Origin of the sequence: Roseomonas sp. KE2513 (assembly GCF_016107305.1) — a bacterium.
Lineage (GTDB): Bacteria > Pseudomonadota > Alphaproteobacteria > Acetobacterales > Acetobacteraceae > Roseomonas.
In genome coordinates this window covers 1-24346 of sequence record NZ_RCVR01000015.1, presented here as the reverse complement: position 1 = coordinate 24346, position 24346 = coordinate 1, and the positions used below count along the sequence as shown (strand labels likewise).

Annotated in this window: 23 protein-coding genes; 11 read left to right on the top strand and 12 right to left on the bottom strand. The window is 70.8% G+C overall.

Going from position 1 to position 24346, the window contains the following annotated elements:
• Positions 1-107: 107 nt before the first annotated feature.
• Positions 108-1094: an SIS domain-containing protein gene (locus tag D9599_RS16150; protein ID WP_198382311.1), complete on the bottom strand. Its 987-nt coding sequence runs from the start codon at positions 1092-1094 to the stop codon at positions 108-110.
• A gap of 263 nt (positions 1095-1357) precedes the next feature.
• Here D9599_RS16150 and upp point away from each other — a divergent pair, with 263 nt between their 5' ends.
• Entirely contained in the window at positions 1358-2008 is a 651-nt protein-coding gene (gene upp / locus D9599_RS16145; protein ID WP_156963783.1) for a uracil phosphoribosyltransferase, read from the top strand.
• 9 nt (positions 2009-2017) lie between these two features.
• Positions 2018-3025: a YeiH family protein gene (locus tag D9599_RS16140; protein ID WP_198382310.1), complete on the top strand. Its 1008-nt coding sequence runs from the start codon at positions 2018-2020 to the stop codon at positions 3023-3025.
• On the opposite strand, the gene D9599_RS16135 is transcribed toward D9599_RS16140, so the two are convergent.
• Complete coding sequence (locus D9599_RS16135) at positions 3022-3645, bottom strand: flavin reductase family protein (RefSeq protein WP_198382309.1); 624 nt, start codon at positions 3643-3645, stop codon at positions 3022-3024. The two genes, D9599_RS16140 and D9599_RS16135, sit on opposite strands and share 4 nt — an antisense overlap.
• Positions 3646-3878: 233 nt before the next feature.
• Between D9599_RS16135 and D9599_RS16130 the strand changes: the two genes are divergently transcribed.
• Genes D9599_RS16130 through D9599_RS16115 form a run of 4 tightly spaced genes read left to right on the top strand, consistent with a single transcriptional unit; the run spans position 3879 to position 8398 of the window.
• Positions 3879-5090, top strand: a complete 1212-nt coding sequence (locus D9599_RS16130; protein ID WP_198382308.1) for an ABC transporter substrate-binding protein — start codon at positions 3879-3881, stop codon at positions 5088-5090.
• Between the two features lie 16 nt (positions 5091-5106).
• The gene (locus tag D9599_RS16125) at positions 5107-6948 is read left to right on the top strand and encodes an ABC transporter permease (RefSeq protein WP_198382307.1); all 1842 of its coding nucleotides are present in this window, start codon (positions 5107-5109) and stop codon (positions 6946-6948) included.
• Entirely contained in the window at positions 6945-7697 is a 753-nt protein-coding gene (locus D9599_RS16120) for an ABC transporter ATP-binding protein (protein WP_198382306.1), read from the top strand. Before D9599_RS16125 ends, D9599_RS16120 begins: the two co-directional genes overlap by 4 nt.
• Entirely contained in the window at positions 7697-8398 is a 702-nt protein-coding gene (locus tag D9599_RS16115; protein WP_198382305.1) for an ABC transporter ATP-binding protein, read from the top strand. Before D9599_RS16120 ends, D9599_RS16115 begins: the two co-directional genes overlap by 1 nt.
• A 1-nt stretch (position 8399) precedes the next feature.
• Here D9599_RS16115 and D9599_RS16110 read toward each other — a convergent pair whose 3' ends face one another.
• The 8 genes from D9599_RS16110 to D9599_RS16075 all read right to left on the bottom strand — a co-directional run bounded on the left by D9599_RS16110 (position 8400) and on the right by D9599_RS16075 (position 15050).
• On the bottom strand, positions 8400-9407 hold the full coding sequence (locus D9599_RS16110) for an alpha/beta fold hydrolase (RefSeq protein ID WP_198382304.1): 1008 nt from the start codon (positions 9405-9407) through the stop codon (positions 8400-8402).
• A 62-nt stretch (positions 9408-9469) separates the two neighbouring features.
• A complete protein-coding gene (locus D9599_RS16105; RefSeq protein ID WP_232480575.1) occupies positions 9470-10456 on the bottom strand; it encodes a tripartite tricarboxylate transporter substrate binding protein in 987 nt (328 codons plus the stop codon).
• A gap of 67 nt (positions 10457-10523) precedes the next feature.
• Positions 10524-10688: a hypothetical protein gene (locus D9599_RS16100; RefSeq protein WP_198382302.1), complete on the bottom strand. Its 165-nt coding sequence runs from the start codon at positions 10686-10688 to the stop codon at positions 10524-10526.
• A gap of 57 nt (positions 10689-10745) precedes the next feature.
• Positions 10746-11789, bottom strand: coding sequence for a sulfate/molybdate ABC transporter ATP-binding protein (locus D9599_RS16095; protein WP_198382301.1), 1044 nt, complete (start codon positions 11787-11789; stop codon positions 10746-10748).
• Positions 11786-12643 carry a sulfate ABC transporter permease subunit CysW gene (gene cysW / locus D9599_RS16090; RefSeq protein WP_198382300.1) on the bottom strand — a complete coding sequence of 286 codons (858 nt, stop codon included), beginning with the start codon at positions 12641-12643 and terminating at the stop codon, positions 11786-11788. Before cysW ends, D9599_RS16095 begins: the two co-directional genes overlap by 4 nt.
• A complete protein-coding gene (gene cysT / locus D9599_RS16085; RefSeq protein ID WP_309228645.1) occupies positions 12640-13488 on the bottom strand; it encodes a sulfate ABC transporter permease subunit CysT in 849 nt (282 codons plus the stop codon). Before cysT ends, cysW begins: the two co-directional genes overlap by 4 nt.
• Positions 13485-14489: a sulfate ABC transporter substrate-binding protein gene (locus D9599_RS16080; RefSeq protein WP_198382298.1), complete on the bottom strand. Its 1005-nt coding sequence runs from the start codon at positions 14487-14489 to the stop codon at positions 13485-13487. Before D9599_RS16080 ends, cysT begins: the two co-directional genes overlap by 4 nt.
• 108 nt (positions 14490-14597) lie before the next feature.
• Positions 14598-15050, bottom strand: coding sequence for a nucleoside deaminase (locus D9599_RS16075; protein ID WP_232480574.1), 453 nt, complete (start codon positions 15048-15050; stop codon positions 14598-14600).
• Between the two features lie 65 nt (positions 15051-15115).
• On the opposite strand from D9599_RS16075, the gene D9599_RS16070 reads away from it, so the two are divergent.
• The 4 genes from D9599_RS16070 (at position 15116) to D9599_RS16055 (ending at position 18057) form a co-directional block, all read left to right on the top strand.
• Complete coding sequence (locus D9599_RS16070) at positions 15116-15856, top strand: gamma-glutamyl-gamma-aminobutyrate hydrolase family protein (protein ID WP_198382297.1); 741 nt, start codon at positions 15116-15118, stop codon at positions 15854-15856.
• Positions 15853-16743: a pseudouridine synthase gene (locus D9599_RS16065; protein ID WP_198382296.1), complete on the top strand. Its 891-nt coding sequence runs from the start codon at positions 15853-15855 to the stop codon at positions 16741-16743. The genes D9599_RS16070 and D9599_RS16065 overlap by 4 nt, the downstream gene beginning before the upstream one ends.
• 42 nt (positions 16744-16785) lie before the next feature.
• Positions 16786-17343: a 16S rRNA (guanine(966)-N(2))-methyltransferase RsmD gene (rsmD, locus tag D9599_RS16060; protein WP_198382295.1), complete on the top strand. Its 558-nt coding sequence runs from the start codon at positions 16786-16788 to the stop codon at positions 17341-17343.
• Positions 17344-17760: 417 nt separating this feature from the next.
• Positions 17761-18057 (top strand): hypothetical protein, encoded by a 297-nt coding sequence (locus tag D9599_RS16055; protein ID WP_198382294.1) that lies wholly within the window; start codon positions 17761-17763, stop codon positions 18055-18057.
• Positions 18058-18133: 76 nt separating this feature from the next.
• On the opposite strand, the gene D9599_RS16050 is transcribed toward D9599_RS16055, so the two are convergent.
• Positions 18134-19078, bottom strand: coding sequence for a L,D-transpeptidase family protein (locus D9599_RS16050; protein WP_198382293.1), 945 nt, complete (start codon positions 19076-19078; stop codon positions 18134-18136).
• Between the two features lie 555 nt (positions 19079-19633).
• Between D9599_RS16050 and D9599_RS16045 the strand changes: the two genes are divergently transcribed.
• Positions 19634-23917: a carbohydrate-binding domain-containing protein gene (locus D9599_RS16045; RefSeq protein ID WP_198382292.1), complete on the top strand. Its 4284-nt coding sequence runs from the start codon at positions 19634-19636 to the stop codon at positions 23915-23917.
• A gap of 245 nt (positions 23918-24162) precedes the next feature.
• Here D9599_RS16045 and D9599_RS31390 read toward each other — a convergent pair.
• The coding region (locus D9599_RS31390) for a hypothetical protein (protein ID WP_232480573.1) at positions 24163-24346 on the bottom strand (184 nt) is incomplete at its 5' end.

Below are 24346 nucleotides of genomic sequence, written 5' to 3'. Positions count from 1 at the left end.
GCTTGCCCGCAGGACATTCCGCAGAGCCTCGAAGAAAAAGATGAGCGGGGGTCTGGGGGGAGAGAATCCCTTCTCTCCGCCAGGGCCACAGGCGCCGAACAGCCGGTTCAGGCCACCCCGATCCGCAGCAGGTCGTGCAGGTGCAGGATCCCCGCTGGCCTTCCGGCCTCCAGCACGAAGAGGCTGGTGATGCGCCGCTCGTTCATCAGGTGCAGCGCCTCCTCCGACAGGGCGTCGGGGCCGATGGTGCGGGGGTTGCGGGACATGGCGTCCCGCACCGGCCCGTCCACGAAGCCGGCCTGGAAGGCGCGGCGGAGGTCGCCGTCGGTGACGACGCCGACCAGGTGGCCTTCCCGGTCCACCACGGCCGTGGTGCCGAAGCGCTTGCCCGTCATCTCCATGATGGCGCGGGAGAGGGAGGCGTCCTCCGGCACGGTCGGCACGGCGTCGCCGGCGTGCATCACGTCCCGCACGCGGCGGAGCTGCGAGCCGAGCTTGCCGCCGGGGTGGAAGCGCCGGAAGTCCTGCGCCGAGAAGCCGCGGCGGGAGAGGAGCGCGACCGCGAGCGCGTCGCCGATCGCGAGCTGCATCGTGGTGGAGGTGGTGGGGGCGAGGCCGTTCGGGCAGGCCTCCGGCATCACCGGCAGGACGAGGGGGATGTCGGCCCCGGCGCCCAGCGCGCTTCCCGATCGTGCCGTGATGGCGACGAGCGTGATGCTCCAGCGCCGCGTATAGGCGATGATGTCCGCCAGCTCCGGCGCCTCGCCCGACCAGGAGAGGGCGAGGACCACGTCGTCGTCGGCGATCATGCCGAGGTCGCCGTGGCTGGCCTCGGCCGGGTGCACAAAATAGGCGGGGGTGCCGGTGGAGGCGAGGGTGGCCGCGATCTTGCGGCCGACATGGCCGGACTTGCCCATGCCCGTCACCATCACCCGCCCGCCGGTGCCGCCGATGGCCGCGACCGCACGCTCGAAGGCGGCGCCGAGCGGGCCGTCCATGGCCGTGCGCAGCGCCTTCAGCCCCTCGGCTTCCAGCAGGAGGGTGCGGCGCGCATCGTCGAGGGCCGAAGGCGGGGAAGGGGGGTGCTGGTCCATAGCCGTGTTCCTCGCGTGGCTGAGGGCGCCGGCCGCGCGAGGCCCGGTCCGACACCCGGTGTCGGGGGCGGCGTATAGCCGGGCGGGGGACGATGGGCGACCCCTGGCGTCGTCCGAGGTCGTCTCCGGCACGGCGCCCGTTATGGCCCGTGGCGCGTCGCGAGCGGGGGTGCCCTTCGCCGCGGCCCGATCCCGCGCTATCAAGCCCCGGGCCCGCCCTCATGATGGGCCCGCTGGCGGAGGCGAGGCGGCGCGACATGGCCATGGACAGGGATGGGGCGATGCACCCCCGGCTGACGGTCCTCACCCATCCCCTGGTGCAGCACAAGCTGACGATCATGCGCCGGCGGGAGACCTCCACCGGGGAGTTCCGGGCACTGGCGCGCGAGGTCAGCCTGCTGATGGCCTATGAGCTGACGCGCGACCTGCCGATCCAGAACGTGCCCATCGACACACCGCTGGAGCCGATGATGGCGCCTGCCATCGCCGGCAAGAAGCTCTGCATCGTCTCCATCCTGCGCGCCGGGGACGGGATCGCGGCGGGGATGCTCGACCTCGTGCCCTCGGCGCGGGTCGGCCATGTCGGCCTCTACCGCGACCCCGTGACCCACCGGCCGGTGGAATACTACCTCAAGCTGCCCGAGGACGTGGCGGAGCGGCTGGTCATCGTGGTGGACCCGATGCTGGCCACCGGCCACTCGGCCGCGGCCGCCCTCGACAGGCTGCGGCGCGCCGGCTGCACGAACATGCGCTTCGCCTGCCTGCTGGCCGCGCCCGAGGGGCTGAAAGTGCTGGGGGAAGCGCATCCGGACGTGGAGGTCTTCACCTGCGCGGTGGACCGCGCGCTGGACGAGCACGCCTATATCCGCCCCGGCCTCGGCGATGCCGGCGACCGCCTGTTCGGCACGAAATAGGCGCCTCGCATGACCCGTCTCGCGCCCGGCGTCCTTCTCTGCGTCGGGGTGACGCTCGCGGCGGTGGTCCTCGCCCGGATCGAGGCCGCCCTCTTTGGCCATGCCTGGCTGGAGGCGCTGGTGCTGGCCATTCTGCTCGGTGCCGCCATTCGCACGTCCTGGTCGCCGGGGCCGCGATGGAAACCAGGCATCGACTTTTCCGCAAAGATCCTGCTGGAGGTGGCGGTGGTGCTGCTCGGCGCCTCGCTGAGCGCGGCGACGGTGCTCGCGGTGGGGCCGGCGCTGCTGCTCGGCATCGCGGTGGTCGTCGCGGTGGCGATCGCGGTGAGTTACGGCCTCTGCCGCCTCTTCGGCCTGCCCATGCGGATGGCGGTGCTGGTGGCCTGCGGGAACTCGATCTGCGGCAACTCGGCCATCGCGGCGGTGGCCCCCGTGGTCGGCGCGGACGGGAAGGAGGTGGCGGCCTCCATCGCCTTCACCGCCGTGCTGGGCGTGATCGTCGTGCTGCTGCTGCCCCTGCTGGTGCCGGCACTGGGGCTGAGCCTCGGGCAGTACGGGGTGCTGGCGGGGCTGACGGTCTATGCGGTGCCCCAGGTGCTGGCGGCGACGGCGCCGATGGGGGCCTTGAGCGTGCAGGTCGGTACGCTGGTGAAGCTCGTGCGCGTGCTGATGCTCGGACCGGTGGTGGTGGTGCTCTCGTTCCTCGCGCCGCGGCTGCGCGGTGACGCGACGGGCGGCAGGCGCCCGCCGCTGCACCGGCTGGTGCCCTGGTTCATCCTCGGCTTCCTCGGCCTCGCGGGGCTGCGCTCGCTCGGCATGCTGCCCGAGGCGCTGCTGGCACCGGCTGCCCTCGCGGCGACGGTGCTGACGACGATCTCCATGGCGGCGCTCGGCCTTGGCGTCGATCTTCGCAGTGTCGCGCGGTCCGGCGGGCGGGTGGTGGGGGCGGCGGTCGCCTCGCTGCTCGTGCTGGGGGCGATCAGCCTCGGGCTGATCCGGCTGCTGGGCGTGTCCTAGCGCGGCCTCGGGCCCCGGGGGCGGAACATCTCGAACATCTCGCCCATCTCCGCGTAGTCGCCGCGATAGCCGCAGCGGCCGATCGGGCGGGCGGCGCGAAGGTCGAAGATGCCGTCCACGAGATAGGCGCGGTCGATATGCACGCCGACGACCTGGCCGAGCACGAGATGCGTGTCCACCTCCTGCCCCTCGAGGTCGCGGAGCGGCACGATCTGCAGGAGGCGGCATTCGAGCGCGGCCGGCGTGTTCGCCACCCGCGGTGGCCGCACGAGGCTGGACGGGGCGGCTTCGATGCCCGCGTGCTCCATCTCGGACACGCCGTGCGGCAGCGGCGCGCTGCAGCGGTTCATTACCTCCGCCAGGGGTCGGGTGGCGAGATTGCAGACGAACTCGCCGGTGGCCTCGATGTTTTGCAGGCTGTCCTTGCGGCCCTCGCTCGCGAAGCCGACGATGGGCGGGTTCGAGTTGAAGGCGTTGTAGAAGCTGTAGGGCGCGAGGTTGACGCGGCCCTCGGCGTCCACGGTGCTGATCCAGCCTATAGGGCGCGGGGCGACGATCGCCTTGAAGGGATCGTGCGGCAGGCCGTGGCCAAGGCGTGTCTCGTAGAAATGGGTGCTCATCGGCCTCTCGGGTGCTGCATGGTGCGGGGCGCGGCTCTCCGCGCGGGGCCGTCGGAGGCGGGCACGGAGATTGCTCCCCATCCGTCCTTCCCGTAACCCTAACGCCCCTTGGTTCCGGCGGGAAAGGCTGGGGCCGCCCGACCGCGGGGCGGAACGGCGCTCCTGCCGCCGGTGCTCGCGCCGAGGGCTGGGCGACACCACTTAGGGCGTGACCAGGAGACGGGAGTAGCACCATGGAAGTGACACGGCGGCTTGTCCTCGGCGCGTCCGGCGCGCTCGCGATGCCCGGGCTGCTCCGTGCCCAGGGAACCGCCCCGATCCGGATCGGGGAGATCAACAGCTACACCGCCCAGCCGGCCTTCACCCTTCCCTATCGCAATGCCATGCAGCTGGCGGTGGAGGAGACCAACGCGCGAGGCGGCGTGCTGGGGCGCGCGCTGGAGCTGATCACCCGCGACGACGCCGGCCGCCCGCAGGACGCCGTGCGCCTGGCGGGGGAGCTGGTGAACGACCTGAAGGTGGACGTGCTGGCCGGCGCCTATCTCTCGAATGTCGGCCTCGCCCTCGGCGAGTACGCGACGCAGAACAAGCGCCTCTACATTGCGGGGGAGCCGCTGACGGACGCGATGGTCTGGGAACGGGGCAACCGCTACACCTTCCGCCTGCGTCCCAGCACCTACATGCAGGCCTCCATCCTCGCGGAGGAGGCGTCGAAGCTGCCCGCGAAGCGCTGGGTGACCGTCTCCCCCAATTACGAGTTCGGCCAGTCCGCGGTGAAGTGGTTCCGGCAATTGCTGAGCGCCCGGCGCCCGGACGTGCAGTTCGTGGGCGAGCAGTGGCCGGCGCTGGGCCGCGTCGATGCCGGGGCCACCGTGCAGGCGCTGGAGGGGATGCGGCCGGACGGCATCCTGAACGTGCTCTTCGGCACGGACCTGACGAATTTCGTGCGCCAGGGCAACACGCGCGGGCTGTTCGAGCGCCGCACCGTGGTCTCGCTGCTGACCGGCGAACCCGAATACCTGGACCCCCTCGGCGACGAGGCGCCGGAGGGCTGGATCGTTACCGGCTATCCCGGCGAGGCGATCGACACCCCCGCGCACAAGGCCTTCGCGGGCGCCTACCGCGCGAAGTTCAATGCGAAGCCGATGTGCGGCTCGCTGGTGGGTTACTCCCTCATCAACTCCATCGCCGCCGGCATTGCGAAGGCCGGCTCGGTCGAGGTCGAGAAAATGGTGGAGGGCTTCCGCGGCGCGCGCTTCGACACGCCCGCAGGTTCGGCCGAGTACCGCGCCATCGACCAGCAGGGCACGCTCGGCGTCTATGTCGGCAAGACGGCGCTGCGGGGGAACGCCGGGGTGATGACCGACTGGCGCTACATCGACGGCAAGGACCTCCTTCCCTCGGACGAGGTGGTGCGCGGCCTGCGCCCGGCAGGCGCGAACTAGGGGGCAAGGCGGGCCCGTGAGCAGCATCCTGCCGCAACTGCTGACCGGGCTCGCCACCGCCTCGTCGCTCTTTCTCATCTCCGCCGGTCTGACCATCATCTTCGGCGTCAGCCGGATCGTGAACTTCTCCCACGGCAGCCTGATGATGCTCGGCGCCTATATCGGCTGGAGCATCCTGACGCGGCTGCCGCGCGAGCCCGAATGGTTCGCGCTCGGCGTGCTCGCGACGGCGCTCGCCACCGCCATCATCGGCGTGGTGCTGGAGATGGCGGTGCTGCGCCGCGTCTATCGCTCGCCCGAGCTGTTCCAGCTGCTGGCCACTTTCGGCGTGGTGCTGATCATCCAGGACGTGACGCTCCTGCTCTGGGGCCCCACGGAGCTGCCGCTGCCGCGCCCTCGCTGGCTGCGCGGCTTCGTGGAGGTGGCGGGGAGCCGCTTCCCGCTTTACGACCTCGTGCTCATTGCCATCGGTCCTCTCGTGCTCGGGCTGCTCTGGCTCGCGCTCAACCGCACGCGCTGGGGCACGCTGGTGCGCGCGGCGACGCTCGACCGCGAGATGGTGGCGGCGCTCGGGGTGGACCAGCGGCGGCTTTTCACCTCTGTCTTCGCGCTCGGCGCGGGTCTGGCGGGGCTCGGGGGCGCGCTGTCGCTGCCGAATGCCTCGGCCAATCTCGGCATCGATCTGTCCGTCATCGCGGACGCCTTCGTGGTGGTGGTGGTGGGCGGCCTCGGCAGCCTGCCCGGCGCTTTCCTGGCGAGCGTGCTGATCGGCGTTCTCCAGGCCTTCGGCATCGTGCTCGTGCCGAAGATCACGCTCGTGCTCGTCTTCCTCGTCATGGCTGTCGTGCTGGTGTTCCGCCCCAACGGCTTGCTCGGTCGTCCGCAGACCGAGGCGCGGGAGGCGACCGTGGCCGCCCCTGTCGTGCGGCCGGCGCCGCCCGCGCTGCGGCTGCTCGGCGCGGTGACTCTCGCGCTCGCGGTGGCGGCGCCCTTCATCGTCGGCGGCTACTATCTAACCGTGCTGACGGATGCCTGCGTCGCCATCCTCTTCGCGACCAGCCTGCACTTCATGATGGGACCGGGCGGCATGGCGAGCTTCGGCCACGCCGCCTGGTTCGGCATCGGCGCCTATGCCGCGGGGCTGCTGCTGCACTGGGCGGGGGCTCCGATGCCGCTCGGCCTGTTGGCCGCGCCGGTCGCGGCGGGACTCGTGTCGGGGCTGTTCGGCCTGTTCGTCGTGCGGCTCTCGGGCGTCTATCTCGCGATGCTGACGCTCGCCTTCGCGCAGATCGCCTGGGCCGTCTCTTTCCAATGGGTGGAGGTGACGGGGGGCGACAACGGGCTGCTCGGCGTCTGGCCGCCGGACTGGGCACGCGACCCGCGCCTCTACTACTGGATGGCGCTCGCGCTCTCGGTCGGCGTCGCGTTGCTGCTACGCCGCGCGCTCTACGCGCCCTACGGCTACGCGCTGCGGGCGGCGCGGGATTCGACGCCGCGCGCCCGCGCCATCGGTCTGGACGTCGAAGGGTTGCGGATGGTGGCGCTGGTCATCGCGGGCGCCGCATGCGGGCTGGGCGGCGCGATCTTCGCCTATGGCAAGGGCGGCGTCTTCCCGACCTACATCTCCATCCCGCACTCGGTGGAGGCGCTGCTGATGGTGCTGCTCGGCGGTTTGCAGACGGTCGCTGGGCCAATCGTGGGCGCGCTGGTCTATACGGGGCTCGCTGATATCCTCGTGCGCTCCACGGATCTCTGGCGGCTGGTGCTCGGCGCGGTGATCGTGGTGCTGGTGGTTGCCTTCCCCGAGGGCATCGCGGGCGCCGTGCGCCGGCTCTGGCTGCGGGGCCGCGAGGCGTGAGCGTTCTCTCCGTCCAGGGATTAGGCAAGTCCTTCGGTGGCGTACAGGCGGTGTCGGGCGTGTCCTTCTCCGTCGCGCCCGGCGAGATGCTGGCGCTGATCGGGCCGAACGGCGCGGGCAAGTCCACCCTTTTCAACATGGTGGGGGGGCAACTTCAGCCCGATGCGGGTTCTGTCACGCTTGGGGGCGCCACGATCAGCGGGCTCGGCCCGCGTGCCGTCGCGCGGCAGGGGGTGGGGCGCACCTTCCAGATCACCGCCACCTTCGGCTCGATGACTGTGCGCGAGAACGTGCAGATGGCGCTTCTCTCGCACCGCCGGGAGATCTGGTGCTTCTGGCGCTCCGTCGCAGAGCGCTTCGGGGCGGAGGCCGACGCGCTGCTCGCCCAGGTGGGGCTGGAGGCGCAGGCGGAGCGGGCGACGGGCGTTCTCGCCTATGGCGACCTCAAGCGGCTAGAACTGGCGGTGGCGCTCGGCAATGCGCCGCGCCTGCTGCTGATGGACGAGCCCACCGCCGGCATGGCGCCCGCCGAGCGCGTCGCCCTCATGCAGCTCACCCGCCGCCTGGCGACGGAGCGCGGCATCGCCGTGCTCTTCACCGAGCACGACATGGACGTGGTCTTCGACGTGGCTGACCGCATCCTCGTGCTCGACCGTGGCGCTCTGATCGCCGAGGGCGACGGGCCCGCCATCCGCGCCAACCCCGCCGTGCGCGCGGTCTATCTCGGCACCGACGCGGGGAGCCACTGATGCTCGCGGTCGGGGGGCTGAACACGCATTACGGCCGCGCGCACATCCTGCAGGACATGGCGTTCGAGGTTAGCGCGGGCGAGGCGATGGTCCTGCTCGGCCGCAACGGCGCGGGCAAGAGCACGGCGATGAAGTCGATCATCGGCCTTGTCCGCCCAACCAGCGGGCGCATCCTCTTCGGCGGGCGCGACATCGCGGGGGAGGCGCCGCATCGCATCGCGCGCTCGGGGCTTGGCTACGTGCCGGAGGACCGGCGCGTCTTCGCGGACCTGACGGTGATGGAGAACCTCGAAGTCGGCCGCCAGCCGGCGCGCGAAGGCCTGCACCCCTGGACGCCGGCCCGCCTCTTCGAGCTCTTTCCAAATCTTGGGCGGATGCGGGACCGTCCGGGCGGGCGGATGAGCGGCGGCGAGCAGCAGATGCTGACCATCGCCCGCACCCTGATGGGCAACCCGCGCCTCGTGCTGCTGGACGAGCCGAGCGAGGGGCTGGCCCCGGTGATCGTGCAGGCGATGGCCGAGGCGATCCTCGCCCTCAAGGCGGAGGGGCTGACCATCCTGCTGGCCGAGCAGAACTCCCACTTCGCCGAGGGCATCGCCGACCGCGCGACGGTGGTGGAGAAGGGCCGCGCCGTCTGGTCCGGCACTATGGCGGCGCTGCGGGCGAATGATGCCGTGCGCGCGCAGTACCTGGCGCTTTGACCTAGCCCAGCCATTCCTCCACGCAGCGGCGGAGGAAGGCGGTATCCTCTGGGTTATCGGCGGGGTTGCCGGCGCGGTGACCCCAGATGCTGGGGATGGGGCGCAGCGCGGCGCTGCGGAGATGCGGCAGTTCCGCCTCGTTGTCGGCCACGCGGAAATAGAGATCCGTCGCGCCGGGGATGAGCATGACGCGTGCGGTGATGGCGCCGAGCGCCGCTGCCAAGTCGCCGCCAAAAACCGGGTTGTCGCTGATGTCGCCCGCGTTCCAGCAGCGCATCTGCGCGAGCAGGTTGGCCGCCCGCTTCGCGTCGTAGCGCTGTTCCCAGGTCTGAAGGTAGGATTCGAGGTCCGGGGTGGCCGCGCTCAGGTGCAGTCCGGCGCGGTAGAAGTCCTGGCTCATCGCCCAAGCCGCGTAGTTGCGACCGAAGGCGCGCAGCGCCGCCACCGGTTGGGCGAGGAAGCTGCCGTCGCCCCGGTATTCCGGTGCTGCTTCCAGGATCGCCATCTGCGCGCGCAGGAAGACCTGGTTGTGCACCGCCGTGCGCGCGCTGCCGCAGACGATGAAGGCAGCCTCCACCGCCTCAGGGAACAGCGAAGCCCAGTGGTAGGCCTGCTGCGCGCCCATGGACCAACCATAGACCGCCCGCAGCCGCTCGATGCCGAAGACCTCGCGCAGCAGGCGGCGCTGGGCATGGACGTTGTCATAGGCGGTGACGAGCGCGGGATAGTCCGGCGTCTCCGCGGGGGAGGAGGACACGCCGTTGCCGAACATATCCACCTGCACGACGAACCAGCGCGACGGGTCCAGCACGCCGGAGGGTCCGATCAGCCAATCCAGCTCCGCCGTCGTCGCGCCGTAGCTCGTGGGGTAGAGCACGGCATTGTCCCTCGCGGGGGAGAGCGTGCCGTGCGTGCGCCAGGCCAGCGTCGCGCCCGCGATGGTGCCGCCCTTCAGCACAGGCAGGTCACCGAGGGCGTGGCGCCCGCTGCTCTTCGGCCATTCGGTCATGCATCGTCTCCGGCTGCGCGGCGAGGTTCAACCGAAGCCGCGCAGCGCCGCAAGCCGCCGGGTTAGTCCAGCTTCAACCCAATCCGTTGCACGATCTTGGTGTAGAGGCCGAATTCCCGGTCGAGGAAGGCGCGGGTGGACGCCGGGCTGCTGTCCAGTACGGGGGTCGTGCCCGTGCTCTCCAGCCGCTCGCGCACGCGCGGCTCGGCCAGGGCGGTGTTGGCGGCCTTGCTCAGGGACTGCGCGACCTCGTCGGGCAGGTCCTTCGGGCCGACCATCACCGTCCAGGTCGTCAGCTCGTAATCCGGCAGCACGGCCTCGGCCACCGTCGGCACCGAGGGGAAGTTCGCGTCGCGCGTGCGCGTGGTGACGGCGAGCAGCCGCAGCGCCCCGTCCCGCACCTGCCCGACGACGGAGCCGAGCTGATCCACTGCGTAGAGCGTCTCGCCCTTGATGAGCGATTCGGCGGTCTGGGAGCCGCCGCGATAGGGCACGTGCTGGGCGCTCGTCCCCGCGAGATTGGCCAGGTAGTCCGCGCCGAGATGCGACACCCCGCCGACGCCCGAGCTCGCGTAGCCGATTCGCCCCGGTTCCGCGCGCAGCCGGTCCACGAGCTGGTTGATCGTCGTGATGCCCGAATGCGTCGGCACGACGACGCCGAGCGGGCTGGTGCCGACGATGGTGATGGGGGTGAAGTCACCCGTCGGGTGATAGCGGGCCGAAGCCGCGCCGGAGGCGGGCGCGACGGCGAGGGTGGAGGCCGACCCCACCAGCAGCGTGTATCCGTCCGGCCGTGCGCGGCGCACGTATTCGGCGCCCAGCGCGCTGCCGGCACCGGGACGGTTCTCCACCAGCGCCCGGCCCTCCGGGGAGAGCAGCGGCCCCAGCCGGTCCGCCAGCAGCCGCCCCGCGAGGTCGTTCGCGCCGCCGGGGGCGAAGGGAACGACGATGGTGATAGGGCGGTCCGGGAAGGCGGCCAGGGCAGGGTGGGCGGACAGAAGGGCCGCAAACGTGGCGGCCTGCGCGCCGAAGTGGCGTCGGGTGATCATGGGCATTTCTCCGCTCCGGCCTCTCAGGGCCGGTCGGGCGCCACTCTGCCCGGCGCGGCCGGCGCCGTCACGCGTCGCCGACGGTCACCGTCACCTCGCCCGTGCCTTCGCAAGTGGCGCAGGGCTTCCCGTCGATGCTGCCGGTGCCGCCGCAAGCCGGGCAGGTGTTCGGGGCGGTCTGGGAGGCGTCGTCACCCGTCTCGTCGCCGGGGCGGGGGGGCTGGTCGGACATGGGATCCTCCTGGAACTGCGGGCTGAACGCCGCCCGGCAGGGGCCGTTGCCGCCGTTTCAGCCCGCCCGCGCCCGGGTGCCGTCCACCGAGAAGACATGCGCGCCGCTGAGCGAGAGAAGGCAGGAATCCCCGCGGGCGAAGTGCTCGCCCGGCGCGGCGACGGCGTCCAGCACGGCGGCGCCGGCTCCCACCACCAGCCGCGCGGGGCCTTCCACCTCATCCCGCACCAGGCGCACCTGCGCCTCGCCGGCGCCTCGGCGGGCCACCATCTCGCCCGGCCGCGCGAAGGCGGTGGCCAGGCCGTCCGGCAGCGCGGCAGCGATGGGCGCGATGGGCAGGGGGTCGAAGCGCACCACGCCGTCCCTCACCGCGCAGGGCAGGCGCGCGGCGTCGCCAACGAAGCCCGCGACGAAGGCCGTGGCCGGCTCGCGGAGCAGCGCCGCCGCGGTATCGACCTGCACCACGCGCCCGCGCTCCATCACGGCCACGCGGTCGGCCATCTCCATCGCCTCCTCCTGGTCGTGGGTGACGAGCACGCTGGTGATGCCGAGTCCGTCATGCAGCCCGCGCAGCCAGCGCCGCACCTCCTTGCGCACGAGGGCGTCGAGCGCGCCGAAGGGCTCGTCCAGCAGCAGCAGGCGCGGCTCGATCGCGAGCGCCCGGGCCAGGGCCACGCGCTGCCGCTGCCCGCCCGAGATCTGATCGGGGTAGCGCCGCTCCAGCTCCGGCACCTGCACCAGCTCCAGCAGCCGCCGCACGCGCTGCGCAATCTCGGCGGCGGGCGGCCGCTGACGCCGCACGCGCAGCCCGAAGGCAACGTTGTCGAAGACGGTCATATGCCGAAACAGAGCGTAGTGCTGGAAGACGACGCCGACCCCCCGCTCGCGCGCCGGCACGCCCGCCATGTCGCGGCCCGCGATGCGGAGCGTGCCGGCATCGGTGCCCTCCAGCCCCGCCAGCACGCGCAGCAGCGTCGTCTTGCCCGAGCCGGAAGGGCCGAGCAGCGCGACGAACTCCCCTTCCGCGACCGAGAGCGAGACGTCGTCGAGCGCGGCGAGGTTCCCGAAGCGGCGCGTCACGCCACGTACCTCGACGGTCAAGCGGCATCCCCCGCGTGCAGCCCGGCCCGGCGCCCTGCCGCGCGCTCGAGGAGCGCCTTCGCCGCCAGCGTCACCAGCCCGAGCAGCGCCAGCAGGGCGGCGACGGCGAAGGCGCCGGCGAATTGGTACTCGTTGTAGAGGATCTCGACATGCAGCGGCACCGTGTTGGTCTCCCCCCGGATATGGCCGGACACGACCGACACTGCGCCGAACTCCCCCATCGCGCGGGCGTTGCACAGCAGCACGCCCGCCAGCAGCGCCCAGCGCACCCCGGGCAGCGTCACCATAAGGAAGGTCTGAAGCCCGCCCGCGCCGAGCGTCGCGGCCGCCTCCTCCTCGTCGCGTCCCTGCTCGGCCATCAGCGGCATCACCGTGCGGGCGACGAAGGGAAAGGTGACGAAGAGCGTCGCCAGCACGAGGCCAGGCAGGGCGAAGATGATCTGGATGTCCCGTGCATCGAGCCAGGGGCCGAACCAGCCGCGCGCGCCGAACATCAGCACGAAGGACAGCCCGGCGATCACCGGGGAGACGGAGAAGGGCAGGTCGATCAGCGCTGTCAGCAGCCGCTTGCCCGGGAAGTCGAACTTGGCGACGCACCAGGCCGCGGCGAGCCCGCCGACGAGGTTCACCGGCACGGTGATGGCGGCCACGATCAGCGTCAGCCGGATGGCCGCCAGCGTGTCGGGCTCGGACAGCGCCTCCAGCGCCACCGGCAGGCCGCGTCGCAGCGCCTCGACGAAGACGGCGGCGAGCGGCAGGGCGAGGAGGAGTAGCGCGACGAGGATTGCGGCCCCTGCGACGAGCCGGCGTGCGAGGGGCGAATCCTGCGTTGCCGGGCGGAAGGTCTCCCTCATCGGCGGCCCCGCCGAAGCCGGCGCTGCACCAGCTCGATCGCGAGCAGCAGAAGGAAGGAGAGCACGAGCATCGCGAGCCCCACCGCCGCGGCGCCCGCGTAGTCGTACTGTTCCAGCCGGATGACGATCAGCAGCGGGGCGATCTCCGTCAGCATCGGCAGGTTGCCCGCGATGAAGATGACGCTGCCATATTCCCCGACCGAGCGCGCGAAGGCGAGGGAGAAGCCCGTGAGCAGCGCGGGCAGCAGCCCCGGCAGCACCACGCGCAGAACGGTCTGCGCCCGCGTGGCCCCCAGCGTTGCCGCCGCCTCCTCCGCCTCGGCCGCCATGTCGCGCAGCACAGGCTCCACGGTGCGGACAATGAAGGGCAGGCTGACGAACATCAGCGCGAGCACGACGCCCGCGCGGGTGAAGGCGATCTTCCAGCCGAAGAGGTCCGCTAGCGGCGCGCCGACCCAGCCGTTCGGCGCCGCGATCGCCGTGAGCGCGATGCCGGCGACGGCGGTGGGCAGAGCGAAGGGCAGGTCGAGCGCCGCGTCCAGGATTCCCCGCCCCGGAAAGCGCAGCCGCACCACCGCCCAGGCGAGCAGCAGCCCCAGCGGAAGGTTCAGCAGCGCCGCCAGCAGCGCCGCACCGAAGGAGAGCCCCAGCGCCGCGACCACCCGTTCCTCGCTCAGCGAGGCGATCAGCCCGGCCGGCCCGAGCTCCAGCGGCCGCAGCGCCAGTGCCGCCAGGGGAATGAGCACGATGACGCCGAGCCAGAGAAGCGTGACCGCGAGGGTCGTGCGGAAGCCCGGGATGGCCCGGGCCCGCGCGCCGCGGCCCGCGAGAAGCGATGCGCTCACCGCGCCGTCCGCATCACGCGGTCGAAGCTGCCGCCATCGGCGAAATGGGCCGCCTGCGCCTTCGCCCATCCACCGAAGCGGTCGTCCACCGTTACCAACTCCATCGCCGGGAAGCGCGCGGCATTGGTGGCCAGCACCGCCGGGTCGCGAGGGCGGTAGAAGTGCTTCGCGGCCAGCGCCTGCCCCTCGGGCGTGTAGAGGCCCTGGAGGTAAGCCTCCGCAACCTCGCGCGTGCCCCGCCGATCCACGATGCGGTCCACCACCGCGACGGAGGGCTCCGCGAGGATGGTAACGGAGGGGAAGACCGTGTCGAACTTGTCCGCGCCGAATTCCTGGGTGGCCAGGTAGGCCTCGTTCTCCCAGGCCAGCAGCACGTCTCCGAGGCCGCGCTGGGCGAAGGTGGTGGTGGCTCCCCGGGCGCCGGTGTCCAGCACGGGCACGTTGCGGAAGAGCCGCGCCATGGCCTCCTCGGCCGAGCCGTCGTTCCCGCCGGGCTGGCGCAGCGCCCAGGCCCAGGCCGCAAGGTAGTTCCAGCGCGCCCCGCCGGAGGTCTTGGGGTTGGGCGTGATGACCGCGACGCCGGGCCGCAGCAGGTCCCCCCAGTCCTTCAGCCCCTTCGGATTCCCCTTCCGGACGAGGAAGACGATCGTGCTCGTATAGGGCGCGCTGTTGTGGGGCAGTCGGCCCATCCAGTCCTTTGAGAGCAGCCCGCGCTCCGCCACCTCGTCGATGTCGTAGGAGAGGGCGAGGGTCAGCACGTCCGCCTGCAGCCCGTCGATGACGGAGCGCGCCTGGCGGCCGGATCCGCCGTGGGAGGTGTTCACCCGCACCGCTTGGCCGCTGCGCGCCCGCCACTGGGCGGCGAACTGGGCATTGTAGTCGCGGTAGAACTCCCGCGTCGGGTCGTATGAGACATTGAGGAGGGTAGGCGTCGCCTGGGCAAGGGCGGGTGCCGCCAGGGGCAGGGTCGCCGCAGTCAGAAGGCTTCGTCGGGTGAGCATCGTCCTGTCCTCCTTGCCAAGCATTGGCGGACGGGCGGATCCCGTCCAGCGCGCAGGGTAATTCACCGAACGATACGCGAGGAAAGAAAGATTCACGCTAAAGCGGAGCTAATTTCGCCGCTCGGCGAAGAAGCCTCGCAGCAGCGCCCCGGCCTCCGTCTCCCGCACCCCTCCCACAACCTCCGGTACATGGTGGCAGGATGGCGCGGCAAACACCCGCGCCCCGTGATCCACCCCGCCGCCCTTGGGATCATAGGCCCCGAAGACCACCCGCCGCATCCGGAAGAAGGAGGCCGCCTGGGCGCACATGGGGCAGGGCTCGAGCGTCACCCAGAGAGTGCAGTCGGAGAGCCATTTCGCCCCGCGCAGCGCCGTGGCCGCGCGCATGACCAGGATTTCCGCATGGGCGGAGGGGTCGCGCCGGGCCTCCACCTCGTTCCCCGCGCGGGAGAGGGGCGTGCCTGCGGAATCCGTCACCACGGCGCCCACCGGCACCTCGCCGCGCGCGGCGGCGGCCCGCGCCTCCTCCAGCGCCAGCGCCATTGGCGTGCCATCCGCCATCCAGACCTCCGCACCGCGTTACGGACGCTTGTGGAGGCGCCCGTCGAGGCTCTACCAACCCCCTCATGACCGCACGACCCCTGATCGGCCTTACCCTCGATGCGGAAGAGCCGGGCGGCTATTCCAAGCTGCCCTGGTACGCCCTGCGGCGGAACTACTTCGGCGCCGTGGCCGAGGCCGGCGGGCTGCCCATCGCCCTGCCGCACCACCCCGCCCTGGCCGACGACTACCTGGACCGCCTGGACGGGTTGCTCGTCACCGGCGGCGCCTTCGACGTGGACCCCGCCATGTATGGCGGCGGGCCGCGCCACGACACGGTCGTGCTGAAGGAGGGCCGCACGAACTTCGAGATCGCGGTGCTGCGCGGCGCTCTACGGCGGAACATCCCCGTGCTCGGGATCTGCGGCGGGGAGCAGTTGCTGGCGGTGGCGCTCGGCGGCACCCTCATCCAGCACATCCCGGATGCGGTGCCGGACGCCCTGGCGCATGAGCAGCCCAACCCACGCACGGAGCCCGGGCACGAGGTGGCGCTCACCCCTGGCACGCTGCTGTCCCGCATCGTCGGCGCGCCATCGATGGCCGTGAACTCCGCCCACCACCAGGCGGTGGACCGGCCGGGGGAGGGGGCGATCGTCAATGCCCGCGCGCCGGATGGTGTGGTCGAGGGGCTTGAGCACCCGGGCTACCGCTTCTGCCTCGGCGTGCAGTGGCATCCCGAATACGCTGTGGACGCGCGCGACCAGGCAATCCTCGACGCCTTCGTCGAAGCCGCCCGCGGAACGGGCTCGCATCGGGCCGCGGCATGAGCGCGGCGAACTCTGACGAGGGTGCCGGCCGGGGCGAGCGAATCGCCAAGTTCCTCGCCCGCGCCGGCATCGCCAGCCGGCGGGACGCGGAGGTGCTGATCGGGCAGGGCGCCGTCACCCTCAACGGTGCCGTGGTGGAGACCCCCGCCACCTTCGTCGCACCCGGCGACGCCGTGACGGTGAACGGCCGCCCCGTGGGCGCGCTCGAGCCCACGCGCCTGTTCCGCTACCATAAGCCGGACGGGCTGGTGACGACGCACAAGGACCCCCAGGGTCGCCCGACCGTCTTCGAGAAGCTGCCCGCGGGCCTGCCGCGCCTCGTCTCCATCGGCCGCCTCGACCTGACGAGCGAGGGGCTGCTGCTGCTGACGAATGACGGCGCCCTCGCGCGGCGGCTGGAACTGCCCTCCAATGGCTGGCTGCGCCGCTACCGCGTGCGGGTCCATGGCCGCGTGAACGAGGCCGCGCTCGCCTGGCTTGCCCGCGGGGTGACGGTCGAGGGGGTGAAGTACGGCCCCATCCAGGCGGGGCTCGACAGCCGCCAGGGCACGAATGCTTGGCTGACCGTCTCCTTGCAGGAGGGCAAGAACCGCGAGATCCGTCGCGTGATGCAGCACCTCGAGCTGCATGTGACCCGGCTGATCCGCGTTGCCTACGGCCCTTTCCAGCTCGGCACCCTGCCGGTCGGCGCCGTGGAGGAGGTCAACGCCCGCACCATGCGCGAGCAGCTCGGCGTCGGCGCGCCGCCCCGCATCCAGCGCGGCGTGGAGCGCACCGAATTGCCTCCGGACGATGCTGCCCCGCGCCGGACCCGCCCGCCCCGCGCCCGCCGGGCCGGCGATCCCCACCGCACGCCCTGGGGCGGCAAGCCCCATACGGAGGGTTGATGGGCGGGCGCCGCGTGGTGTCGGCGGCATGAGGCGCGGGAATTGAGGATCGTCGCCGGCCGCTGGCGAGGCCGCGCCCTCCAGGCCCCGGCCGGGGAGGGCACGCGCCCGACCGCGGACCGCGTGCGCCAGGCGCTGTTCGATTCATTGTGGCACGCGCCCTGGGCCGGACGGGCGGCGGTGGAGGGCGCCCAGGTGCTGGACGCCTTCGCCGGCACCGGGGCCCTGGGCCTCGAGGCGCTCTCCCGCGGGGCGGCGCGCGCGGTCTTCATGGAACGGGATCGCGCCGCCCTGGCGGCGCTGCGCACCAATATCGATGTGTTGGGGGCGACCGGGACCGCGCGCGTGATTGCCTGTGACGTGCTGCGCCCGCCCCGCCCCGAATTCCCCTGCGGCCTCGTGTTCCTGGACCCGCCCTATGGCAAGGAGATGGGGCCGCAGGCGCTGGCGGCGTTGCGGAGCAGCGGCTGGATCGCCCCGGCGGCTCTTATCTGTCTGGAGGTGGGACGCAACGAGGCGCTGGCCTTGGGCGAGGACTGGGAGATCCTGGCTGAGCGGGAGCATGGTGCCGCCAAGATGCTTGCCTTGCGCGCATCCTGACCCCATCCTGCCGGTCCGCGTACCCGGCAAAAAAAGAGGCGGTACCCGAAGGTACCGCCGAGTTTAGGGAGGAAACGTCCAAGAAAACAGCAGCCCGGCCGTGCCGGGTTGCTGCGGGAGGATCATGCGTCCATCCCGCCAAGGGCGCAAGCGGTTTTTGTGCGTCGCAGCAAATCTTCCCTGTGGGATCATGTGGCGCCGGTGGCATGCCTGCATCAGCCTGCCGCTGCCCGCAGCCTCGATGGGCGTAGCCAGGGGTTCCGGCGCTGGAACCCCGCCCTTGGGGACCGTGAAGTAAATGATCTCCCAGCGGCTGCTCTCTATGACGTTATGTACGCGGATCGTTCTGAACCGTTAGGTTGTATTGCTGCAGGCAGAAGGCTTGGACAGGTGCCATCGGGGTTCCAGGATGAACGCATGAGATCCGACGAGACCGAGATTCCTCTTGGCACGTCCCTTCCGGCGGATATGAACACGCGCCTACTCGTGTTGGAGATGACGATCGCCGCCGTGGCGGCCCGGTTGCCCCAACCCGATTTTGAGGAGGTGGTGTCCATGCTCGTCTTCGTGGCGAAGAGTTCCGACGCCGCGAGGGCGGTCGAAGGACCCGCCGCCGAGACGCCCTATCTCGATGCCGCCGAGCGTTGTGCCACCGCGATGCTCGACCGAATCGCGATCTCGCGGCGGACGGGACGACCGCTCGGCAGGCACTGAGAAGCCGGATGGGACGCGGGGCGGTGGAGCCCTGCCGCCCGATGTGCCAGTCCCGGCCGACATCTGGAAGGAACCCTCAAAGCGGGTTGTCCTCGGGGGCCGCGGCACGTGCCGGGGCATCCGCTTCGGCAGGCGTCTGGGCGAGGGGCCTGGGAACGCGGCGGTAGGTGGCGCGGCGGCTTCCCGGCGCGTCCAGCCCGTAGGGATCGCCATGGATCACCACCCGCCCCGCCGCATCCGGCCAGGCGGTGAGATAGGCGATGGCCACCGCGACCTCCGTTGGCGGGACGAGATCGATTGTTCGTCCGCTGGCCAGGGTTGCGGCGATGGTGGCCGGGGTTGTGCCCAGCATCCAGGCGGCAAGATCCCGGATGCGCTCCACGCGCACGCAGCCATGGGACAGGGCGCGATCCTGCCGGCCAAAAAGGCCGGGGCTGCTCGTCCCGTGCAGGAAGATGCCATCCGAATCGAGAAGGCCGATTCGGAGCGGGCCGAGTGGATTGGCGGGCCCTGGCGGCTGGATCAGGCGCCCGTTGACGACGCGGAACCCCACCGCCCCTGCCGCGCGGATCTCCGGCTCAATGCTGGCGGGCACGTACCAGGGCGGGTTGCTGCGGACAGTGGTGACGAAGGTGGCCAGCTGCGGTGTCCGCGTGCGCGCTGCGCCGACGACGATTCGCGAGCGCAGGGCCTCCCGCCCGGCGTCATAGGCCACGAGTTCCGCCGCCGCGATGTTGACGAGCACAAGACGCCCCGCCCCCGCGCCCGCGCCGAGTTCGAGATCGCCGAGGCCAAGATCGTCCAGCCGCCCCAGCGTGCGGTCCAGCGCCGCGCGGCCGCGGGCATTGCCTGTCGGCATGGTTCCGCGCGCGCGCTGAAGCAGGGCGCGCACATCGCTCGCCAGCCCTGGCGCCAATGGCGGAACGACCTGGCCTGCCGCGCCCCGCACGGAGACAAGGGCGGGCAAGGCCGCGAGGGTGCCGAGAAGGCGGGACGCTAGGGAGCGACGGGTCTGATGCATGGAGGGCCGGGCTTGTGCGGCATGACGGTAGCAGAAATTGGCGCGTCCAGCGCAGAGATGGTGGGCTGGAGAGGGTTCCTGCTGCAGCACTTTCGTTGCGAAAATCGCTCAAAATATAAGAATGGGTTCTTAGCCACGGGCTGATGACCGCTAGCCCTTTCTGGGCTGGCGAACCCACAACTCAAGTCTGACTGGAGGTTAAGCCTCGCTGCTAAGCACTTGACCGTTTCGAAATAAGCAAGAGGCGGAGATCTCAATGGATGTCAGTGCACATCAACTCGACGCAAAAAAATATACTACTTGAGGATTATTCTACAGAAAGTGCGGTTCGGCCGGGCTGAGATGCCGCGGAAGGCACCTCATACAGCCTACAAGTTTTTGCAGTACCGCAACTGTCCTGATATCGGCACGAAAGACACACTTCGCCGTTCAATCACGATTGCGTGACGAAGCGGTTGATAAATGCCTTCACGTTTCGGTGTTCACACGATTATGTGAGCCCGCCGGCCCAAGAGGCGGCAACTGGCCTCCCAACGGTCGAGAGAAGGCAGAAGCATGTCCCAGGTTGTTCTTCCCACCTTCGCGACGCTCGGCGCGGATGATGTCGTCGCCCTCAAGCTGCAGAACGCGGGCGTCGCCACCCTGAAGGGTGGGGTGACCACCTTCGGACAGGTTTTCGAGCAAGGTGACGTGCCCAAGGGAACGGGCCTTGTCGCGGAGATCGGCGGCAAGACCGTCGCCGTCCAGATGGACGTCAAGAGCACCTATGCCGACGGCTCGGCCAAGATGGTCGTGCTCTCCCTCGAGCGGCCCGACATCGCCGCCGGCACCTCCCTCGACGTGGTGCTCACCCACGGCGCCGTCCCGGCCGCGCCGGCCATCGACCTCGCCCAGGCGATCAGCGCCCATTCCTTCAAGGTGGACATGACGCCCGACGGCGGCGCGACCACGACCATCGACGTCCTCGCCGCGCTCAAGACGGCGCTTGCCAACGGCACCGCCTCCTTCTGGCAGAAGGGCGACCTGGCCGCCGAGGCGCGGGTCACCATCGACCTGCCGGGCTCGCAGCGGATGGTCTTCGACGTCACGGCCTACAAGGGCGGCGGCCTGTCGGTGGATGCGCAGTTCAACAACGACGACGCCATGCAGGCGACGGGCGGGCGGGTGAACTACACCCTCAAGGCCCAGCTCGACGGCCAGGTCGTCGCGAACGAGACCATCAGCCAGGGCCAGTACCAGAACTGGCACGAGAGCTTCACGACCGGCACCAGCGGCGGGCAGGGCCTCGGCAGCCCATCCGCCGGCTGGCTCAACATCCAGCACGACACCGCCTATCTCCAGGCGGCGGGCGCCGTCGCGCACTATAATCTCAGCACCGGCGTCAACGACTCCATGCTGAACGACATGGCCTCCTGGATGACCTCCTCCAGCTGGGGGGATCCCCTCTCGGCCAACGGGGTCACGCAGTACATGCCGGCCACCGGCGCGCGCAGCGACATCGGGCCGACCACGCAGGTCAACACCACCTGGCTCATGACGCAGGACGCCCGCGCGGCGGCCTATGCGCTCGGCCAGGCCGATGCCGCGAACGCGGTTCCCATTCACTTCTGGGACGCGGCGCACAACACCTGGCTGAACACCGACAACTACGCGAAGGTCTGGACCGACTACCGCGGCGGCACGGGCACCCCGGGTGCCTCGAACTCGACCGGCCTGACGCAGCAGATCGTCGACGACACCGGCTGGGCCTACGACACCGCGCACCAGCCGGACCTCTCCTACGTGCCCTACCTGATGACGGGCGAGCGCTGGATCCTCGACAACATCCACGCCCAGGCCTCCGCCGCGATCATGGGCGAGTGGGCGGACCAGCGGATGTTTGCCGCCGACATCGTGGCCAACGGGGCCCAGGTGCGCTCCGCCGCCTGGAACCTGCGCCAGATCGACGAGGCCGCCTGGGCCGCGCCGGACGGCAGCGCGGAGAAGGCCTTCTTCCAGGCGGCCTCCGACGGCAACTGGAAGTGGCTCGTTTCCAAGATCCCGGAGTGGACCGCTCAGCAGGGCGAGGCCCATGGCTGGGTGCCCGGCGGCTACGGCGTCCCCGGCGCCCTGCCGGGGTGGCAGCAGGACTACTTCGCCTCCAGCGCCGCAGCCGCCGCCCGCGCCGGGAATGCCGACGCGCTCACCTTCCTCAAGTGGGAGATGAACTTCCTCGTTGGCCGCTTCACGCATGACGGCAGCGGCTTCAACATGCACGACGGCGCCGCCTATCTCATCGCGATCAGCGATCCGAACACGGGCGCGATCTACAAGACCTGGGCGGAGATCGGGGCCGCGACCGTCGCGCGCGGCTGGTCCAACGGGGACGGCTGGTCCAAGGTGGACGGCAACTACGCGCAGACCGCCCTTGCCAGCCTCTCGGCTATCTATGACCTGACGGGCAGCCAGGAGGCGCTGAACGCCTATTACGCCCTCGTCGCAGCCGGCGCGCCCTTCGTCGACTCCCGCACCTTCGCCGGCGACCCGACCTTCAACCTCGCCGCGCCCGGCGCCGCCCCAACCCCGACCCCGACGGCGTCGCCGAGTGCCGGAACCCTGCCGGTCGAGGCCCCGGTGCCGACGAGCACGACGATCGGCACCGGCACGGACACGCTGGTGCTGAAGATCAGCCAGGACGCTTACAACGGCAACGCGCTGTACACGGTCAAGGTGGACGGCGTGCAGGTCGGCGGCACGCTGACGGCCTCGGCTAGCCACGCCCTCGGCCAGTCGGACACGGTGACGCTGAAGGGCAACTGGGGTGCTGGTCCCCACAATGTCGAGGTGAACTTCCTCAACGACGCCTGGGGCGGCAGCTCGGACCTTGACCGCAACCTCTACGTCGACGGCGTCACCTATGCCGGCAAGGCCCTCGCCTCCGGTACGGCTTCCCTTGAGCGCAACGGCCCCGTGACCTTCACCACGCCGGCCGCCGCCACCGCGGTGAACACGACGATCGGCACCGGCACGGACACGCTGGTGCTGAAGATTAGCCAGGACGCCTACCAGGGCGACGCCCAGTACACGGTCAAGGTCAACGGCGTGCAGGTCGGCGGCACGCTGACGGCCTCGGCCAGCCACGCCCTCGGCCAGTCGGACACGGTGACGCTGAAGGGCAACTGGGGTGCTGGCCCCCACAATGTCGAGGTGAACTTCCTCAACGACGCCTGGGGCGGCAGCGCCGACCTCGACCGCAACCTCTATGTCGATGGCATCACCTATGGCGGACAGGCGCTCGCCTCCGGCACGGCTTCCCTTGAGCGCCCGGGCCCCGTGACCTTCACCACGCCGGCGACCGGGCTGATCGGCGATGCCGGCAGCAACTATCTCGTCGGGACAACCGGCGCGGACGTGATGAAGGGACTGGCCGGCAACGACTCGCTTTACGGCGGCGACGGCAACGACAGCCTTTACGGGGGTGACGGCAACGACGTGCTCAACGGCGGTGACGGCAACGACGTGCTCGACGGCGGCGCCGGCGCGGACACGATGGCTGGCGGCACCGGCGACGACCTCTACACCGTGGACAATCTCGGCGACGTGGTGATCGAGGCGGTCGGCGCCGGGTCCGACCGCGTCCTGGCGAGCATCTCCGGCTACGTGCTCGCCGCCAATGTCGAGCGGCTGGACTTGAAGGGCAGCGCGCTGACAGGCAGCGGCAACAGCGGCGACAACCTCCTCGTCGGTAACGCGCTGGACAACGTCCTCAACGGCATGGGTGGCAACGACACGCTCAACGGCGGTGACGGAAACGACGTGCTCAATGGCGGCGACGGCAACGACGTGCTCGACGGCGGCGCTGGCGCCGACACGATGACTGGCGGTGTTGGCGACGACGTATACAAGGTGGACAGCCTCGGCGACGTGGTGATCGAGGCGGCCGGCGGCGGGTCCGACCGCGTGGTGGCCAGCGTGTCCGGTTACGTGCTCGCCGCCAATGTCGAGCGGCTGGACCTCGGCGGCAGCGCGCTGACGGGCAGCGGCAACGCCCTCGACAACATCCTTGTCGGCAATAGCCTGGACAACCTTCTCCGCGGCATGGGCGGCGATGACCAGATCTACGGCAATGCCGGCAAGGACACGCTGGAGGGCGGCACGGGCACGGATACGCTCTACGGCGGCGACGGGGACGACTGGCTCGACGGCGGCGACGGCGCGGACATCATGATCGGCGGCGCCGGGGACGACACCTTCCTCGTCGATAATCTCGGCGACGTGGTGTCCGAGGCGGCGGCTGGCGGCTATGACCGTGTGGTCGCCAGCGTGTCCGGCTACATGCTCGCCGCCAATGTCGAGCGGCTGGATCTCGGCGGCAGCGCGCTGACGGGCAGCGGCAACGCCCTCGACAACGCGATCTACGGGAACGCGCTGAACAACACCCTCAGCGGCCTGGCCGGCAACGACAAGCTCTATGGCGGCGGCGGTAACGACACGCTAATCGGCGGCCTCGGCGCGGACACGCTGGAGGGTGGCGCGGGTGCCGATACCTTCCGCTACGGCTCCGCGGCGGAGGGTGGCGACACGATCACCGACTTCCTGCCCGGGACGGACGTGATCGAGATCTCGGTGGCGGGGTTCAAGGGCGGCCTGGCCCTGTCCACCTCGGTGGCGAGCCGCTTCGTCAGCAACACGACGGGGGTCTCGACCGCGCCGCCCGGCACCGGCCAGTTCATCTACGAGACCGACGTGGCCAAGCTGCTCTGGGACGTGGATGGCGCGGGCGGCACCGCCCCCGTGACGATCGCGAGCTTCACCGCCGGCACGGTGCTGCACGCGAGCGACATCCACCTCATCGGGTAAGAGAAAGGATTTCACCGGGTCTTCGAAACCTTACAGGGGGATGGAAGTTGCCATCCTCCCTTCTTCTTAACCCTTTGATCTGAAAATTATTCCTTTGCGCGGCCCGCCGCTTGCTCAGCGGCCCCGTAAAGCCCCAGCGAGCCCTGGGGCAGGGCGGTGCAGGAGACAGGCATGGGCGCGCTGCGAGGCGCAGCGGCGGGAAAAGTGGTGGCACAGGCCTGCTTCGCAGGCCTGGGCGCCGTGCCTCACGCTTTGCCCGGCACCTCGCTCGCGGCGCCCTCGGACGAGGTCGCCTGGCCGGGAACATGGCCTCTCCTGGTCACGGTGCTGCCCCAGGCGGTCAGCCGGCTGGCCGCGCGATGGCGTGGGTCAGGCGCCTGCATAGGCAAGCCCTGGTCATGAAGGGGTTTGGCACGCTTCCGTCGCGCC